This window comes from Embleya sp. NPDC005971, from assembly GCF_040629175.1.
In the GTDB taxonomy this organism is placed as follows: domain Bacteria; phylum Actinomycetota; class Actinomycetes; order Streptomycetales; family Streptomycetaceae; genus Embleya.
In genome coordinates, this window is sequence record NZ_JBEXUX010000003.1 from 33,512 (window position 1) to 49,885 (window position 16,374).

At 71.6% G+C, this 16,374-nt stretch carries 16 protein-coding genes; 11 read left to right on the top strand and 5 right to left on the bottom strand.

Annotation, left to right across the window (positions count from 1 at the left end; translation table 11 throughout):
- Nucleotides 1–28 precede the first annotated feature (28 nt).
- Together ABZ374_RS04430 and ABZ374_RS04435 are read left to right on the top strand one after the other, a co-directional pair.
- On the top strand, nucleotides 29–1,963 hold the full coding sequence (locus ABZ374_RS04430) for a histidine kinase (protein ID WP_360306015.1): 1,935 nt from the start codon (nucleotides 29–31) through the stop codon (nucleotides 1,961–1,963).
- Nucleotides 1,964–2,201: 238 nt separating this feature from the next.
- The gene (locus ABZ374_RS04435) at nucleotides 2,202–2,777 is read left to right on the top strand and encodes a TerD family protein (RefSeq protein WP_020548622.1); all 576 of its coding nucleotides are present in this window, start codon (nucleotides 2,202–2,204) and stop codon (nucleotides 2,775–2,777) included.
- 358 nt (nucleotides 2,778–3,135) lie between these two features.
- Here the strand turns inward: ABZ374_RS04435 and ABZ374_RS04440 are convergent, their stop codons facing one another.
- Nucleotides 3,136–3,888 carry a TetR/AcrR family transcriptional regulator gene (locus tag ABZ374_RS04440; RefSeq protein ID WP_360306017.1) on the bottom strand — a complete coding sequence of 251 codons (753 nt, stop codon included), beginning with the start codon at nucleotides 3,886–3,888 and terminating at the stop codon, nucleotides 3,136–3,138.
- Between the two features lie 69 nt (nucleotides 3,889–3,957).
- Between ABZ374_RS04440 and ABZ374_RS04445 the strand changes: the two genes are divergently transcribed.
- Nucleotides 3,958–4,407: a PaaI family thioesterase gene (locus tag ABZ374_RS04445; protein WP_360306019.1), complete on the top strand. Its 450-nt coding sequence runs from the start codon at nucleotides 3,958–3,960 to the stop codon at nucleotides 4,405–4,407.
- A 44-nt stretch (nucleotides 4,408–4,451) separates the two neighbouring features.
- Here ABZ374_RS04445 and ABZ374_RS04450 read toward each other — a convergent pair whose 3' ends face one another.
- Entirely contained in the window at nucleotides 4,452–5,369 is a 918-nt protein-coding gene (locus ABZ374_RS04450; protein ID WP_360306021.1) for a LysR substrate-binding domain-containing protein, read from the bottom strand.
- Between the two features lie 88 nt (nucleotides 5,370–5,457).
- Between ABZ374_RS04450 and ABZ374_RS04455 the strand changes: the two genes are divergently transcribed.
- Genes ABZ374_RS04455 through ABZ374_RS04465 form a run of 3 tightly spaced genes read left to right on the top strand, consistent with a single transcriptional unit; the run spans nucleotide 5,458 to nucleotide 8,905 of the window.
- Complete coding sequence (locus tag ABZ374_RS04455) at nucleotides 5,458–6,171, top strand: succinate dehydrogenase cytochrome b subunit (RefSeq protein WP_360306023.1); 714 nt, start codon at nucleotides 5,458–5,460, stop codon at nucleotides 6,169–6,171.
- Nucleotides 6,172–6,176: 5 nt separating this feature from the next.
- Entirely contained in the window at nucleotides 6,177–8,162 is a 1,986-nt protein-coding gene (locus tag ABZ374_RS04460) for a fumarate reductase/succinate dehydrogenase flavoprotein subunit (RefSeq protein WP_360306025.1), read from the top strand.
- Nucleotides 8,159–8,905, top strand: coding sequence for a succinate dehydrogenase/fumarate reductase iron-sulfur subunit (locus ABZ374_RS04465; RefSeq protein ID WP_360306027.1), 747 nt, complete (start codon nucleotides 8,159–8,161; stop codon nucleotides 8,903–8,905). The genes ABZ374_RS04460 and ABZ374_RS04465 overlap by 4 nt, the downstream gene beginning before the upstream one ends.
- 878 nt (nucleotides 8,906–9,783) lie before the next feature.
- Here the strand turns inward: ABZ374_RS04465 and ABZ374_RS04470 are convergent.
- Entirely contained in the window at nucleotides 9,784–10,560 is a 777-nt protein-coding gene (locus tag ABZ374_RS04470; protein ID WP_360306029.1) for an FCD domain-containing protein, read from the bottom strand.
- Complete coding sequence (locus ABZ374_RS04475; RefSeq protein WP_360306031.1) at nucleotides 10,557–11,492, bottom strand: aldo/keto reductase; 936 nt, start codon at nucleotides 11,490–11,492, stop codon at nucleotides 10,557–10,559. The genes ABZ374_RS04470 and ABZ374_RS04475 overlap by 4 nt, the downstream gene beginning before the upstream one ends.
- Before the next feature lie 113 nt (nucleotides 11,493–11,605).
- On the opposite strand from ABZ374_RS04475, the gene ABZ374_RS04480 reads away from it, so the two are divergent.
- Both ABZ374_RS04480 and ABZ374_RS04485 read left to right on the top strand, forming a co-directional pair.
- Nucleotides 11,606–12,805 carry a DegT/DnrJ/EryC1/StrS family aminotransferase gene (locus ABZ374_RS04480; RefSeq protein ID WP_360306033.1) on the top strand — a complete coding sequence of 400 codons (1,200 nt, stop codon included), beginning with the start codon at nucleotides 11,606–11,608 and terminating at the stop codon, nucleotides 12,803–12,805.
- Between the two features lie 148 nt (nucleotides 12,806–12,953).
- A complete protein-coding gene (locus ABZ374_RS04485) occupies nucleotides 12,954–13,424 on the top strand; it encodes a MarR family transcriptional regulator (RefSeq protein WP_360306035.1) in 471 nt (156 codons plus the stop codon).
- 189 nt (nucleotides 13,425–13,613) lie between these two features.
- Here ABZ374_RS04485 and ABZ374_RS04490 read toward each other — a convergent pair whose 3' ends face one another.
- Nucleotides 13,614–14,360, bottom strand: coding sequence for a nucleotidyltransferase family protein (locus ABZ374_RS04490; RefSeq protein WP_360306037.1), 747 nt, complete (start codon nucleotides 14,358–14,360; stop codon nucleotides 13,614–13,616).
- 153 nt (nucleotides 14,361–14,513) lie between these two features.
- Here ABZ374_RS04490 and ABZ374_RS04495 point away from each other — a divergent pair, with 153 nt between their 5' ends.
- The 3 genes from ABZ374_RS04495 (at nucleotide 14,514) to ABZ374_RS04505 (ending at nucleotide 16,357) form a co-directional block, all read left to right on the top strand.
- Complete coding sequence (locus ABZ374_RS04495) at nucleotides 14,514–15,194, top strand: DUF3558 family protein (protein WP_360306039.1); 681 nt, start codon at nucleotides 14,514–14,516, stop codon at nucleotides 15,192–15,194.
- Nucleotides 15,191–15,781, top strand: coding sequence for a hypothetical protein (locus ABZ374_RS04500; RefSeq protein ID WP_360306041.1), 591 nt, complete (start codon nucleotides 15,191–15,193; stop codon nucleotides 15,779–15,781). Before ABZ374_RS04495 ends, ABZ374_RS04500 begins: the two co-directional genes overlap by 4 nt.
- Nucleotides 15,782–15,892: 111 nt before the next feature.
- A complete protein-coding gene (locus tag ABZ374_RS04505; protein ID WP_360306043.1) occupies nucleotides 15,893–16,357 on the top strand; it encodes a hypothetical protein in 465 nt (154 codons plus the stop codon).
- The last annotated feature ends 17 nt before the right edge of the window (nucleotides 16,358–16,374 follow it).

Here is a 16,374-nt window from a genome sequence, read left to right on the forward strand (position 1 = left end):
CGCGACAGCACGGGGGATGGTCATGGTGGTGTCGAGGGTTCGCCGCGGCGCGCCGCGGGTCGCCTTCGGTCCGCACTCGGACGGCGGGCCGGCGGCGCTGCTCGCGCAGGTGGTGATCATGGCGGTCACCGGTGGGTTCTTCTTCGGCGGCTTCGTCGGTCTGGTGCAATCGACGCGGTTGTCGACCGGCGCCAAGGCGATCGCGCTGGGGCTCCTGCTCGCCCTGGTCACCCTGCATCTGCGCAATTGCGTACGCCCGGCGGACGGCTCGCGACCGGCCGGGTGGAGGTGGACGCTCGGCGCCCAGGCCGTGCTCACCTATCTGCCGATGACCTGGTTCCACGAGACCTGGTACGGCAACCCGGGCTTCCTGGCCGGCGCCGCCCTGCTCCTGTTGCGGCCGGCCTGGACGGGCTGGGTCGGGTTCCTGGCGGTGGTGGCCGCCCAGGTGCCGGTGGCGCTCGCGGTGCGGCCGACCGTGGTGGAGGCGCTGTATCTGGTGGTGGGGCAGGCCGCGCTGGTCGGTCTGGCGGTGTACGCGTCGGCCGGGCTGGCCGACCTGGTCGCCGCCCTGGCCGCGACCCGGACCGCGCTCGCCGACGCCGAGGTCGCCCGCGAACGGCTGGGCTTCGCCCGGCAACTCAGCGACGGCGTCGGGGCGAGCCTGACCCGCATCCTGGCCCGCGGCGAGGCGCTGCCGGCCGGACTGCGCGAGCACCCCGAACGCACCCGCCCGGAACTGGCCGACGCGCTGGCCGAGGCCAGGAGCGCGATGACCTCGGCCCGGGCCTTCGCGCACGCGCACAAGAGCGTCGAGAGCACCGCGCCGCCGGCGATCACCGACGAGCCGACGCCGCGCGCGGTCGCGGTGTTGCGGGTGGTGATCCTGGTGCTGATCATCGTGCCGCTGCCGCTGCGGGTGTCGGCCGCGAGCGACTACTCCCCCGGCCGCCGGGCGCTGTTCGTGTTGCTGCTGATCGCCTTCGTCGCGCTCTACATCCGCAACTGCACACCGGCGCCGGGTGGGCGACCGCGCCGGTGGCAGTGGACGTTCGCGGCGCAGATCGGGCTCGCCTACCTGCCGCTGGTGGTCTTCGACGCCCGGGTCTGGTCGGTGGGACTGTTCCTGGCCGGGCCCGCGCTGCTCCTGCTGCGTGGGCCGTGGCGGGTGCTCGCGGTGGCCGGGTTCGCGTGTCACGACCTGTACTTCGGTACCTGGAGTCCGACCGCGCTCGACCACGTGTATCACGTGGTGTGGATCCTGGAGCGCGCCGCGCTGGTGTACGGGCTGGTTCGGATGGCCGACCTGGCGCGGGCGTTGCGGGTGGCCCGGATCGAGTTGGCCGCCGCGCAGGTGGCCCGCGAGCGGCTGCGGCTGGGGCACGACCTGCACGATCTGCTCGGGTTCAGCCTGTCCGCGCTGGTGCTCAAGAGCCAGTTGGCGCTGCGCCTGGTCGACCGCGATCCGCCGGCGGCGGCGGCCCAGGTCACCGAGGGCCTGGCGTTGGCCCGACAGGCGCTGGCCGACGTGGGCACGGTCGCGGGCGGTTATCGCGGGATGTCGTTGGCGGTGGAGGCGCGGATCGCCCGGGACGTGCTGGCCGGGGCCGGGATGGTGGTGGAGGTGGCCGTCGACGTGGGCGAGTTGCCCGCGGGCGTCGACACCGTGCTGGCGACCGTGCTGCGCGAGGGCGCCACCAACGTGCTGCGGCACAGCGCGGCGAGCCGGTGCACGATCACCGCGTCGGTCGAGCCGGACGGTGCGGTCGTCCTGGTCCTGACCAACGACGGTGTGCGCGCCGACGCCGATCCCGGGCCGACCGGCGCGGGTCTGGGGTTGCGTTCGCTCGACGGGCGGCTGGCGACGCTGGGCGGAACGCTCACCGCCGACGTCGTCGGCGAGGCGTTCCGACTCTTTGCCCGGGTGCCCGATCAGGGGCGGACTGCGCCCGTGAGCGCGTGAATCCGCCCGGATACGGCCGAAACAACGGACCCGTACCGAGAGTTCGGCTGCCCGTTGTCGTCCGTCGATGGTGGGATGGGGTATCACTGCATTGGCGATCGCACGTCACACGACATGCGCACGTCGCGCCGGCGCACGCCGGGCTTCTACAGTCCTGTAGATTTACCCATCGGGCGGCCGTCGCGTGATCACCCGATCCGCCTGTACCCCGATATGCACGAGGGAAGGAAGCACTGCCATGGGAGTCAGCCTCGCCAAGGGCGGCAACGTATCCCTGTCCAAGGCCGCGCCCGGCCTCACCGCGGTCGCGGTGGGTCTCGGATGGGATGCGCGCAGCACGACCGGTGCGGACTTCGACCTCGACGCGAGCGCGCTGCTGCTCGGCAACGACGGTCGGGTGTTGTCCGATCTGCACTTCGTCTTCTACAACAACCTGACCAGCCCCGACGGCTCGGTCCAGCACACCGGCGACAACCTCACCGGTGAGGGCGAGGGCGACGACGAGACCGTCAACGTCGACCTCGCGTCCGTGCCGGCCGATGTCCAGCGGGTGGTCTTCCCGGTGTCCATCCACGACGCGGTGGCCCGGGACCAGTCCTTCGGCCAGGTGCGCAACGCGTACATCCGGGTGGTCAACCGCGCGGACAACAACGAGCTCGCCCGCTACGACCTCACCGAGGACGCGTCCACCGAGACCGCGATGGTCTTCGGTGAGCTGTACCGCAACGGCAACGAGTGGAAGTTCCGCGCGGTCGGCCAGGGTTACGCCTCGGGTCTCGCCGGCATCGCGAAGGACTTCGGCGTCAACGTCTGAGCCGATTCCCGGGTTCGCACCCGGGCGCACGACCCGCACCCGCCGTGCAACAGGGCCGCATCGTCCTCGGTGCGGCCCTGACGTCGCATCGGGGAACGATTCGGCGCGGACGGCGGTTGATCCTGAACCAGAGCACGAAGCACGCAGCGACACGGTGGCGGCGCGACCGCCCCGTACCGAACAAGGAGTGGGCGTCATGGCCGGTCTCGACAAGCTGATCAAGAAGGCGACCGACTACGCCAAGAAGAACCCGGACAAGGTCAAGTCCATCGTGGACAAGGTGAAGAAGCAGGCGGACAAGCGCAAGGGTCACTGACCCCGACGCCACCGGGCGCGCGGCCGCCTCCCCCGCCTGCCGCTACGGGAGCGGCCCGCCGCCCGAGGGTCGACCGCCCTCGGCTGCGCCGTGCCGCGGCGGGTGCAGCCGCTCCGCCAGCGCGTCGAAGCCCGCCGCGAAGGCGCTCGTGCTCGGCGCCGGACCGGGACCGCGCAACCGCCCGGCGAGCGCCGAGCCCAACCCGGCCATCCGGGTCACCTCGTCCGCCATCGTCTCCACGTCGTCGGGCCACGGATAGTCCGGCTGCGCGAGATACAGCGCGACCAGTCCGTGCAGCGCCGCGAGCATCTGCAGGGTCAGCCGGGTCGGATCGCCGACCAGGACACCCGCGTCCAGACACGGCTGGATCGCCTCGCCGACGTAGGCCAGGCAGGCATCCGCCGCGGTCCACCCGGTCTGCCCGGCGGACCTCGGCCGCATCATCAACAGGCGGTACTGCACCGGGTGTTCGAGCCCGAAGCGAACGAAGGCGGCACCGCGGCGGCGCATCGACTGGTACGGGTCCTCGACACCGGTCCCCGCCTCGCGCATCCGCCGCCCGAGGTCCTCCCACACCGCCAGGCAGACCGCCTCGACCAGATCCTGCTTGTTCGCGAAGTGCAGGTATACCGACGGAGTCGTCACCCCCGCCCGTGCGGCCACCGCGCGCAACGTCAGCGCGGACTCGTCGCCGGCCTCGTCGAGCAGCGCGGTCGCCGCGCGCAGGATCTCGTCGCGCAGCAGCGCCCCGTCTCCGGGTCGGGCGCGGGCGCGGGATCGGCTGGTGGCAGGCACCACCCCAGTTGACAGCCGCCGAGTTGACGTTGTCAACTTGACAACGTCAACTCAGGTGAGGGGTTCGGGATGAGCACTGCGTCGTCGACGGCGGGACCGACCGGTCTGGAGCAGCTCCAGGCACTGCGGGACCACGGCATGCCCACGGGAATCGGCCCGTTCATCGGCATGGAGCCGGAAGAGGTCGAGGACGGCCGGATCGTGTTCGGCGCGGCCGCGCGGCCCGAGTTCGCCAACCCGATCGGCACCATGCACGGTGGCATCGCGGCCACTCTGCTCGACTCGGCGATGGCCTGCGCGGTGCACACCACACTGCCGCCCGCCACCGGCTACACGTCGCTGGACATCTCGGTGCGCTACCTGCGCCCGGGCCCACTGGACGGCAGCAAGCTGCGCGCCGAGGGTCGGGTCATCCACCGGGGACGCACCATCCGTACCGCCGAGGCCGAACTCACGGACCACCAGGGCCGATTGCTCGCCACGGCGACCACGACCTGCCTGATCATGCCGCTGGGCTGAGGCGCCGTCGCGGACGCGGGCGGCGTATCGCCGCCGCCGTCGGGTCACCGTTCGGCGCCGATGCGCTCGACGCCCGCCGGCAGCCGCTCCGGGGTCAGGAACGCCCGCAACTCGTGCCGGAACGCCCGCGCCGCGTGGGTGAGCGCGGCGTCGCTGCGGTGCGCGAGCGCGATGGTGCGGGACAGGCCCGGCGGGGTGAGCGGCGTCGCGGTCAGGCCCGGCCGCCCGGCCAGCACCATGCTCGGCACGATCGCCGGCCCCAGGCCCACCTCGACGAACCGCAGCACCGCGTCCATCTCGCCGCCCTCGATCGCGAACTCCGGCTCGAAACCCGCCTCGTGACACGCCGTCAAGGTCGCCTCGCGCAGGTCGTAGCCGTCCCGGAACATCACCAGCCGCACCCCGCGCAGCGCCGCGATCGGCACCGTCGCACCGGCCACCGGCGGCGTACCCGCGAGCACCAGGTCCTCGCGCAGCAGCGGTTCGGTGGTCAGCGCCGCGCCCACCCCCTGCGGCGGCACCACGATCAGCGCCAGATCCAGGTCACCGCGCAGCAGCGAGCGCACCAGGTCGCGCGAGCCGTTCTCGTCGACCAGCAGCCGGATGCCGGCGTAGCGGTCCTGGAAGCTGCGCAGCACCTCGGCCAGCAGGCTCGCCGACAACGACGGCGTGGCGCCGATCCGCACCCGACCCGAGCGCAGCCCGACCAGTTCGGCCACCTCCAGGTGGGCCACGTCCACGTCCGCCAGGATCCGCCGCGCGATCGGCAACAACCGCTCCCCCGCCGGGGTCAACGCGATGTTGCCGCGCACCCGGGTGAACAGTTCGGCGCCCAACTCGTGCTCCAGGGACCGAATCTGCTTGGACAACGACGGTTGGGCGACATGCGAGCGCGCCGCCGCCCGGGTGAAGTGCCGGGTCTCGGCGACCGCGACGAAGTAGACGAGCTGCTGAAACTGCATATCCCCAGCCTCGCATAGCCGGCAGCTATCGAAACGAGGCATTTCCGGTCTTGGACGGCATGACCTCGGTCCACCTACCGTCGAGCACATGGCGACCCTGACCCGCGCTCCCGCATCCGCCGGGCGGCGCAGGCAGGGAGCGTCGCACCGCTCGACCGTGGTGATGAAAATCGCGATGGCGCTCAGCGGTGCCGTGCTCCTTGCCTACCTGACCGCCCACATGCTGGGCAATCTGAAGATCTTCTTCGGCGAGTCGAGCTTCGACCACTACGCCCACTGGTTGCGCACCATCGGCGAACCGCTGGTTCCGCACGAGGGCACGCTGTGGATCATCCGCGCGGCGCTGACGGTGAGCGTGCTCGTGCACATGGCGATGGCGATCCTGCTCACCCGCCGCGCCCGCCGGGCCCGGCCGGTCAAGTACGTGCACCGCCCGCCGGTGCAGGGCTCGTACGCGGCCCGCACGATGCGCTGGGGCGGGGTGATCATCGCCCTGTTCGTGGTCTACCACCTGCTCGACCTGACCGTCGGGGTGGCCAACCCGGTCGGTGCCTCCGGCAAGCCGTACACGAACGTCACCGCCGACTTCGAGCACTGGTACATCACCGCGATCTACACGGTCGCGGTGGTCGCGGTCGGCTTCCACCTGCGGCACGGCGTATGGAGCATGACCCGCACGCTCGGTCGGCAACGACCGGGGACCGAGCGGCTGATCGCCTCGATCGCGACCGGCTACGCCGTACTGATGACGGTCGGATTCCTGTCCGTGCCGTTCGCCGTGACCGTCGGAATCGTGGGGTGAACGTGATGGACCCGCACACCGAGTACACCGAATACACCGAGCCCGCCGGGCACACCGAGTACGCGCGGTACACCGTCGGCGCGGAGATCGCCGACCACGCCGCCCCCGCCGGCGATCTGGCCGGGCGCTGGGAGCAGCGCCGCCTGGCCGCGCGGCTGGTCAACCCGGCGAACCGGCGCCGGCTCCCGGTGATCGTGGTCGGCACCGGCCTCGCGGGCGCCTCCGCCGCCGCCACGCTGGCCGAACTGGGCCATCCCGTCACCTCGTTCTGCTACCAGGACTCGCCGCGCCGGGCACACAGCATCGCCGCGCAGGGGGGCATCAACGCCGCCAAGAACTACCGCGGCGACGGCGACAGCGTGGCCCGGCTGTTCAAGGACACCATCAAGGGCGGCGACTTCCGCGCCCGCGAGGCCAACGTGCACCGCCTGGCCGAGGTCAGCACGCAGATCATCGACCAGTGCGTCGCGCAGGGCGTGCCGTTCGCACGCGACTACGGCGGCCTGCTGGACACGCGCTCGTTCGGGGGCGCCCAGGTCTCCCGGACCTTCTACGCGCGTGGCCAGACCGGCCAGCAACTCCTGCTCGGCGCCTACCAGGCGATGTCGCGCCAGGTCGCGGCCGGCAACGTCACCGTGCACGCGCGCACCGAGATGCTCGACCTGGTGGTGGTGGACGGGCGGGCCCGCGGCGTGGTGGTGCGCGACCTGGTCACCGGCGAGGTCTCCACCCACCTGGCCGAGGCGGTGGTGCTGGCCACCGGCGGCTACGGCAACGCCTACTTCCTGTCCACGAACGCGATGGGCTGCAACGCGAGCGCGGTGTGGCGCGCACATCGCCGCGGCGCGCTGTTCGCCAACCCGTGCTTCACCCAGATCCACCCGACCTGCATCCCGGTCTCCGGGGAGCACCAGTCCAAGCTCACCCTGATGAGCGAGTCGCTGCGCAACGACGGCCGGGTGTGGGTGCCCGCCACCGGCGGCGACACGCGCGCGCCCGGCGAGATCCCGACGGCGGAGCGGGACTACTTCCTGGAGCGCATGTATCCGGCCTTCGGCAACCTGGTCCCGCGCGACATCGCCTCGCGCGCGGCCAAGCGGGTCTGCGACGAGGGGCGCGGCGTGGGGCCGGGCGGACTGGGCGTCTACCTCGACTTCGCGGACGCCATCGAGCGGTTGGGCGCGCCGGCGGTCGAGGAGAAGTACGGGAACCTCTTCGCGATGTACGAGCGGATCACCGGCGAGGACCCGTACACCGTGCCGATGCGGATCTACCCGGCGGTGCACTACACGATGGGCGGGTTGTGGGTCGACTACGACCTCCAGTCCACCATCGCGGGCCTGTTCGTGATCGGCGAGGCGAACTTCTCCGACCACGGCGCGAACCGGCTGGGCGCCTCGGCGCTCATGCAGGGGCTGGCCGACGGCTACTTCGTCCTGCCGACCACGCTCACCCACTACCTCGCCCAGGGGCCGTTCGAGCCGGTGGACGCGGACGATCCGGAGCTGGTGGCCACCGAGGCCGGTGTCCAGGACCGGGTCAAGCGGCTGCTCGCCATCGACGGCGATCTGTCCGCGGACCACTTCCACCGCGAGCTGGGGCTGCTGATGTGGGAGAAGTGCGGCATGGAGCGGGACGCGGCCGGGCTGCGCGAGGCGCTGGCCCGGATCCCGGAGCTGCGTGCGCAGTTCTGGTCGCGGTTGCGGGTGCCGGGGACCGGTGCGGGGTTGAACCAGTCGCTGGAGAAGGCCGGCCGGGTCGCCGACTTCCTCGAACTCGCCGAGCTGATGTGCCTGGACGCGCTGCACCGCGAGGAGTCCTGCGGCGGCCACTTCCGCGCCGAGCACCAAAGCGCCGGCGGCGAGGCGGCCCGGGACGACGAGGCGTTCGCCTATGTCGCCGCGTGGGAGTACACCGACGGCGCGCCGGTCCTGCACCGGGAGCAACTCACCTTCGACAACGTCACCCTGGCCACGAGGAACTACGCATGAAGCTCACCCTGCGCATCTGGCGACAGAAGGGTCCCGAGGATCGGGGCGGCATGGTCTCCTACGACGTGCCGGACGCGTCGGCGGACATGTCCTTCCTGGAGTTGCTCGACGTGCTCAACGAGCGACTCACCGAGAGCGGCGACGAGCCGGTGGCCTTCGACCACGACTGCCGTGAGGGCATCTGCGGCGCGTGCAGCCTGGTCATCGACGGGGTGCCGCACGGGCCGCAGAAGGCCACCACGACCTGCCAGTTGCATCTACGGCACTTCCGCGACGGGCAGACCATCGACGTCGAGCCGTGGCGCGCGGCGGCCTTCCCGGTGGTCAAGGACCTGGTGGTGGACCGCTCGGGCCTGGACCGGATCATCGAGGCGGGCGGCTATGTGACCGCGCCCACCGGGTCGGCGCCCGAGGCGCACGCCACCCCGATCCCCAAGGCCGACGCGGACGCCGCGTTCGAGGCCGCGACCTGCATCGGCTGCGGTGCGTGCGTGGCGGCCTGCCCGAACGGCTCGGCGATGTTGTTCACCGCCGCCAAGGCCACCCACCTGGGCCTGTTGCCCCAGGGCGCGGTGGAGCAGGACACCCGCGTCGAGGCGATGATCCACGCCCACGACGAAGCGGACTTCGGCGGCTGCACCAACACCGGCGAATGCACCGCGGTGTGCCCCAAGGGCATCCCCCTGGGCGTGATCGGCCGCTTCAACGGCGACGTCCTGACCTCGCTGTGGCGCTCCCGGTGAGGTGCTCGTCGCCGCGATGCTCGTCGCCGCGATGCTCGTCGCCGCATGGCGCTGCATGGCCTTCGCCCGACGGGCGGGTGGCCTCAGGCGCCGGCCGGGCTATTCGGCCTCAAGCGCCGGCCGGGCTGAGTTGGCCTCAAACGCCGGCCGGGCCGGGTGACCGGGCCGTTCGGCCGGGCAACTTGGCCGGGCGGCAACTTGGGCGGTTGGGTGAGCGGGCTGGGTGACCGGGCTGCTCGGCCCGGCAAGGTAGCCGGGCTGGGTGGCCGGGCTGCTCAGCCGGGTCGGGTGGCCGGGCTGCTCAGCCAGGCTGGGTGACCGGGCTGCTCAGCCGGGCCGGGTGGCCGGGCTGCTTGGCCGCGTTGGGTGACCGGGTTGGGTGGCCGGGCTGCTTGGCCCGGCAAGGTAGCCGGGCCGGGTGGCCGGGCTGCTCGGCCGGGCCGGGTGGCCGGGCCGGGTGGCCGGGCTGCTCGGCCCGGCAAGGTAGCCGGGTTGGGTAGCCGGGCTGCTCAGCCGGGCCGGGTGGCCGGGCTGCTCAGCCAGGCTGGGTGACCGGGCTGCTCAGCCGGGCCGGGTGGCCGGGCTGCTTGGCCGCGTTGGGTGACCGGGTTGGGTGGCCGGGCTGCTTGGCCCGGCAAGGTAGCCGGGCCGGGTGGCCGGGCTGCTCGGCCGGGCCGGGTGGCCGGGCCGGGTGACCGGGCCGGGTGGCCGGGCCGGGTGACCGGGCCGGGTGGCCGGGCTGCTCGGCCGGGCCGGGTGGCCGGGCCGGGTGACCGGGCCGGGTGGCCGGGCTGCTCGGCCGGGCCGGGTGGCCGGGCCGGGTGACCGGGATGGGTGGCTGTGTTGGGTGGCGGGTTGGGGGCCGTTGGGCGGTGGGGTCAGGGGGAGGTGATGGGGGCGCCGCCGCGGTCGCGCAAGGGGTAGTCCTGGGCCGCTTCGAGGTGGCTTACCGACTCGCGGTAGACCTCGGTCTCGTCGCCGGCCTCGATCAACGCGATCAACCGCTCGTGATCCCGCAAACCCGCGCGTCGAACCCGCTCCCCCGTATCGGCCAGTGCCTCCTGGGCCCACTCCCGCTCCTGCTGCGCCCACAACACCTCGACCGCACCGAGCAGGATCTTCATCGTCTCGTTGCCGCACAACAACACCAGCGCCTCGTGGAAGTCGCGCCCGGCCCGGATGTAGGCCGGCCCGTCCTCGACCGCGAGTTCCATCCGCGCGTGCACCTCCCGCAACCACGGCACCACCTCCGTGGCCCGGTCCGCACGTGCCGCGCACAACGCGGCGCAGACCGGTTCCAACCGGCGCAGCGCCTGCGCGAGGTCGTCCAGCCGGACCTGACGCGCGTGCATCACCATGCCGAACATGTGTGCCGCGTCCGCGGGTTGCGGGACGTGTACCACCGCACCGCCGGTGTTGCCGCGTTTGACGGTGATCAGACCCTCGGTCTCCAGGATCCGAAACGCCTGCCGCAGTGTGGTGCGGCCGACACCGAACTCGGCGATCAGGTCGTCCTGCTTGGGCAACATGTCGCCGTCGCGCAGCGGGCCGTCCAGGATCCGGCGGCGCAGCCGGCGGGCGAGTTCGTCCGCGATGCCGGCGTTGCGCAGGGATCGTTCGGTGCCGGCGCGGACCGGTTGCGCCGCCGCGTTCACGCCGGTACCGCCGCGGCGAGTTCGGCGACCTCGGCAACCTGGGTCGCGGTCAGTTCCACGACCGCGGCGGCGTTGGCCGAGACCTGCTCGGGTCGGGTCGCGCCGACCAGGACCGAGGACACCTCGGGCTGCGCGGCAAGCCAGGACAGCGCGAGTTGCAGCAGGGTCAGCTCCCGGCTCTCGGCGTAGGCGGCGAGCCGCTCGACGATGGCGAAGTTGTCGTCGGTGGCCACCCCCTCGGCGAAGAACGGGACGGCCGCGAACCGGCTGTCCCGGGGGAACTCCTCGCCGCGCCGATACTTGCCGCTGAGCAGGCCGGAGGCGAGCGGGAAGTATGGGACGACACCGACGCCGAAGTGTCGGGCGGCGGGCACCATGTCCCGCTCGACGGTGCGATTCAGCAGGCTCCACTCGATCTGCGCGGCGACGAAGCGGGTCGAGCCCGCCAGGTGCGCGGCGTCGGCGAGTTGCCACGCGGCCAGGTTGGACGCGGCCACATAGCGCACCTTGCCCGCCCGAACCAGGTCGTCGAGCGCGGCCAGGGTCTCCTCGATCGGGGTGTCCGGGTCGGCGTAATGCTGGTAGTACAGGTCGATGTGGTCGGTGCCCAGGCGCCGGAGGCTGCCTTCGCAGCTCCGCACGATGTGCCGTCGCGAGGAGCCGCGGCCGTACGGCCCCTCGGCCACCTTGGCGCCGAACTTGGTCGCCACGACCACGTCCTCGCGGCGGTGGCCCAGTGCCTTGCCCAGCAGCACCTCGGATTTCCCGCCACCGTACATGTCGGCGGTATCGAACAGGGTCACGCCCGCGTCGAGCGCGGCGCCGACCACCTTGTCGGCGCCGTCCTGGTCGATCCGCATCCCGAAGTTGTTGCAGCCGAGGCCGATCGCGGAGACCTTCAGACCCGACTTGCCCACGGTGGTGTAGCGCACGCTCAGCTCCCGTCGTCTTGTTCGCCCATCATAGCCATGATAGCTATGACACATCGCCCTGACACTTCGTCAGCCGTGCTGCGATCGCGACATCACCACGAGGGTAGGCACTCATGCGCAAGATCCCATACGCCGGCAGCGTGCACGATCAGAGCGAGATCGACGCGATGTTGGCGGTGTTGAACGGGCCGCCCTCGGCGATGGGCATCGGGCGCAACGTGGCGGCCATGGAAACGCGCGTCGCGCAATTGTTCGGCAAGCGCAACGGCCTGATGTGCAACTCGGGTTCCTCGGCGCTCTACCTCGCGATCGAATTGTTGCGACTGTCCCCCGGCGACGAGATCATCACCTCCACGCTGACCTTCTCCACGGACATCGCCCCGATGGTCAAGGCGGGTCTGGTACCGGTGCTCGCGGATGTCGAACCGGACACCTACCAGATCGACCCGGCCCGGATCGAGGCCCTGATCGGCCCGCGCACCCGGGCCATCCTGACCCCCAACCTCGCGGGCAACGCCCCCGACTGGGACACCATCCGCGCGATCGCGGACCGGCACGACCTCCGGGTGATCGAGGACTCCTGCGACGCGCTCGGCGCCACCTTGCGCGGGACGCCGACGGGCACCCGCGCGGACATCTCGGTGACCAGTTTCGCGATGTCGCACATCATCACCTGCGCGGGCAACGGCGGCATGGTGCTCACCGACGACGAGGACCTGCGCGACCGGGGCCTGATGTTGCGCCGTTGGGGCCGGCGCAGCGAGTTGCAGTTGTTCGGCTCCAAGCGCGGCAACCGCGACTTCTTCGAGGAGATCGACGGCGTGCTGTACGACAACCTGTTCATCTTCGACGAGATCGGCTGGAACTTCGAGCCCTCGGAGCTGGGCGCCGCCTTCGGCCTGGCCCAACTCGCCAAGCTGCCCCGGTTCCTGGCCACCCGCCAGGAGCACTTCGCGGCGCACCACGCCTACTTCGACGCACGTCCCGAGTTCACCGCGCCGCGGCAGACCGAGGGCCTGGAGACGGGTTGGCTCAACTTCCCCATCCTGTTGAACGAGGGGTTGTCCTTCACCCGCGGCGAGATGCAGGCGTGGCTGGAGGAACGCGGGGTGTCCACCCGCACCGTGTGGTCGGGCAACATCCTGCGCCAGCCGGGCTTCAAGGACATCGCGCACCGGGCCGACCCGGCCGGCTACCCGAACGCCGACCGGGTGATGGAGCACGCGCTGATCGTGCCGATGAACCACCGGATGGACGCCGAGGACGTGGCCTACATCCACGAGCAGGTGGACGCGTTCCTGGCGAGCCGCTGAGCGCGGATGCCGCACTCCCCGGAGGGAAGTAGTTGCTTTGCGGATATCGCCTCAGGCAATAGATTCATCAAAGATATTCCGCATATCAACTACTAGCTATGATAGGAGCATGCAAACTCCCCCGAGAGCCGCATCCCCCGTCCCTTCGATGATCAGCGCCTTCGACGATCCACGGATCACCGCCATGGGACTGCTCGTGGAGGTCTACACGGGCCTGATGGACCGACTCGCTCCGCAGTTGGGCGAGCACGGACTGTCCACGGTGGACTTCAACGTGTTGGTCCGGTTGTCCCGCTCGGCCGAGCAACGCCTGCGGATGAGCGATCTCGCCGCCCAGACATCGTTGTCCACATCCGGCGTGACCCGGGTGGTGGATCGCCTGGAAAAGGAAGGATTGGTCGCCCGGGAGAACTGTCCCACCGACCGACGGGCACTGTTCGCCGTGCTCACCCGCGACGGCGCGGACCGGATCGGCGGCGTGCTGCCCGGCCATGTCGAACTGCTGCAGACCTGGTTGGTCGATCCGCTGACCGAGGGCCAGCTCGCCGGACTGCTGGACGGCCTGAGGGTGGTGCGCGACACCGCCAATCCGGGTGCCCGGGCGGGCATCACGTCCTGACACCGCGGCCGAACGATCGACTCGACACGCTCGAGCCCGTGGCCGCGGGGGTCACGGGAAACGCGTAGACGAGACCCCGAACAACCCACTCGCTGACGGAGGAAGCCGTCAGGCAGCAAACCCCGGGAGAACGGTCCGGCCCAGCCGCCGAGCGGTTGGGCCGGACGGTTCGATCCCCGGGCGCGGTGCTCAGCCGTCGCCGCGCAACTCCCTGGCCGCCTCGGACAGGTCCTTGGCGGTGTCGATCGCCCGCCAGTAGGCACCCTGCGGAATCGGGAACCCGGCCAGCCGCTGGGTCCGGGCGAGCCCGGGGAACGTGGTGCGCTCGTGGTCGCCGACATCCGGCAGCAGCGCGGTGAACTCGGGCGCGAACACGTACACGCCCGCGTTGATCAGATACGGCGAGGGCGGCGCCTCGATGAAGTCCAGGACATGGCCGTACTTGTCCGTCTCCACCACTCCCCACGGAATCCGGGGCCGGGCCAGCGCGAGCGTGGCCAGCGCGGTGCGCTCGTGGTGGAAGGCCGCCATCTCGGTGAGCGAGAACCGGGTCCAGATGTCGCCGTTGGTGGCGTACCACGGCTCGTCCGGGCGCGGCAGCGCGGCGGCGGCGAACTTCAACCCGCCGCCCCGGCCCAGCGGTTCGGTCTCCACGACGGTCTCCACGCGGACCGGCAGATCGGCGCTCTTGAGCCAGTCCTGGAGCACCTCCGCGAGGTGCCCGCAGGAGACCACGACATCGCGCACGCCCTCGGCGGCCAGCCAGCGAAGCTGGTGTCCGATGATCGGCGTGCCGGTGCCGGGGATCTCCACCATCGGCTTGGGTCGATCGTCGGTGTAGGGGCGCAGCCGGGAACCCTGCCCGCCGGCGAGGATCACGGCCTGGCTCACCGCGCGAGCCCCGGGGTGGGTGGTTGAGTGTGGTGCGGAAGTCATGGGCGCATTATCGCGCCCTCGCATCCCCCTCGACTTGCAAGGGAGGTACCACTCGTTCGGGAACGCCTCGGGCCCTAGGTTCATCTCATGGACGACTGCACTTCGAACACCGGGGGGAACACCACAGTGCGCATCAGGAATGTCCGTAGGGGTGTGACGGCCGTGCTCGTCGCACTGGCCGTGGGCGGCGCCGCCGCCGGCTGTGGCAACGACGACAGGTCGCCGCTGGACACCGTTCGCGCGTTGGAGAGCGGCCGCAAGGCGCCCACCGGCGAGCCGACCGGCACACCGCCGCCCAAGCCGCCGCGCCGCAGCACCGCGCCGCCCACCGACACGCCCTCGTCCACCACCGCCCCGCCGAGCGCCTCGTCGAGCGCCTCCTCGACCGGCACCTCGGCACCGGCGACCGGGCCCATCGGGCCCTATCTGGAGGACCCCTGTCGCTTCCTCACCCCCGCGCAGGTGGCCACGGCCCTCGGACTGCCGGTGGTCGAGGCCGAAGTGACCAAACGATCGAGCAGTTCGTTCTGCCATTACCGGGACTCCCGCGGGTTGTCCATGATGACCGTGATGACGTCCACCAGTAATCCCCGGTACAGCACTGCCGAGCAGGCCGCCAAGGGCACCATCAGCGCGAGCGACAACCCGGTGATCCTGCCGGCGGTCGGCGACGCGGCCTTCACCTATCGCGGCTCGATCTCCAACGGCGTGGTCTGGAGCAAGCAACTCGGCGACACCTATCTGGACGTGGACGTGTACGTCAGCCGCACCGACAAGGACGTGCCACCCGACGTCCTGGCCGGCATCGCCCGAACGATGGTCGGCCGGCTGTGACCGCGCGCGTCGGGCCCGCCGCCACCCTGGTGGGGGTGGTGGGTCTGGCGTGCCTGCTGGGTGGTTGCGACGACTCGGACCCGCCGCCGCGACGCGCGGCCGTCTCCGCCCCCGCGCCCGGCGACAACGCGGGCGCGCCACCGCGGCCCACCCCCTCCCCGATCGGCAACAGCACATCGCCCGCCGACAGTTGCGACCTGCTCTCGCCCACCCGGGTCGAGGAGGTGCTCGCGCTCGGCCCGGTGCACACCGGGCCCGCGAACGCCGGGCGCACATGCGAGTACCTCGACTCCGGGGGCCGGCGCGTACTGACCGTCACCGTGGGGCAGTTGCCGCAGGCGATGGTGGGCGGACCGCTGGACACCGCGCGCGCGACCGCCACCGGTCCCGGCCCGTACGAGCCGCTGCCCGGGATCTCGGACGCGGCGGTGATCTACCGCGATCCCGCCCGCGGCGACGGCCTCGCCTTCGCCCGGGCCCGCGGCGAACTGGTCACCTCGGTGGACATCACCGTCCCGGTCGTCGATCGCGAACGGCTGATCGCACTGGCTCGCACCGCGGCCGCGGCACTGGACGCGCCCGGCTGAGTGGGCCGGTTCGGGGTAGGCACCGGCAACCTGGTGCCCGAGACGTCGTCCCCGGCGCGTAGGGTCCGGGGTCAGGGCGGCGCCTGCCGCGGCCGGGAGGAGGGCTCACCCATGACGGATCGGGACCCGCACGCCGTCGTGCTGCTCACGAACCGCATCAGCTCGCGAATCAGCACGAGCGGCGGACCGGCCCTACCCCTGCGCGACGCGTTGCGCGTGTACACCGAGCACGTCGACACCGGTGTCGCGGCCCGCTACGCGACGGTGGTGACCGACCTCGCGGACGCCGACGTGGCCCTGCTGCGCCTGCCCGAGGACCATCGCGGCGCCGAATTGGAACGCATCGTGGACATCGCCGCGTCGGTGCCCACGGTCGCGGTGATCGACCTTTTCCGGCCGGCCGCGGTGGCCGATCTGGTCGGCTACTGCGCCGCGTTGCTGGGCACCCGGGGAGCCGACGACGAGGGGGTGCTCGACGTCGTGTTCGGCCGCTACGCGCCCGCCGGCCGACTCGCCAGCGACCTGCCGGCCGACGCCGAACCGCTCTTCGAAACCGGACACGGCCTCTCCTACTGACTCCGACTGTCGATAAA

Coding starts and splice junctions, on each gene's coding strand:
- ABZ374_RS04435 (WP_020548622.1), top strand. CDS start 2,202: ATGGGAGTCAGCCTCGCCAAGGGCGGCAACGTATCCCTGTCCAAGGCC.
- ABZ374_RS04445 (WP_360306019.1), top strand. CDS start 3,958: ATGAGCACTGCGTCGTCGACGGCGGGACCGACCGGTCTGGAGCAGCTC.
- ABZ374_RS04450 (WP_360306021.1), bottom strand. CDS start 5,369: ATGCAGTTTCAGCAGCTCGTCTACTTCGTCGCGGTCGCCGAGACCCGG.
- ABZ374_RS04455 (WP_360306023.1), top strand. CDS start 5,458: ATGGCGACCCTGACCCGCGCTCCCGCATCCGCCGGGCGGCGCAGGCAG.
- ABZ374_RS04460 (WP_360306025.1), top strand. CDS start 6,177: ATGGACCCGCACACCGAGTACACCGAATACACCGAGCCCGCCGGGCAC.
- ABZ374_RS04465 (WP_360306027.1), top strand. CDS start 8,159: ATGAAGCTCACCCTGCGCATCTGGCGACAGAAGGGTCCCGAGGATCGG.
- ABZ374_RS04480 (WP_360306033.1), top strand. CDS start 11,606: ATGCGCAAGATCCCATACGCCGGCAGCGTGCACGATCAGAGCGAGATC.
- ABZ374_RS04485 (WP_360306035.1), top strand. CDS start 12,954: ATGATCAGCGCCTTCGACGATCCACGGATCACCGCCATGGGACTGCTC.
- ABZ374_RS04490 (WP_360306037.1), bottom strand. CDS start 14,360: ATGACTTCCGCACCACACTCAACCACCCACCCCGGGGCTCGCGCGGTG.
- ABZ374_RS04505 (WP_360306043.1), top strand. CDS start 15,893: ATGACGGATCGGGACCCGCACGCCGTCGTGCTGCTCACGAACCGCATC.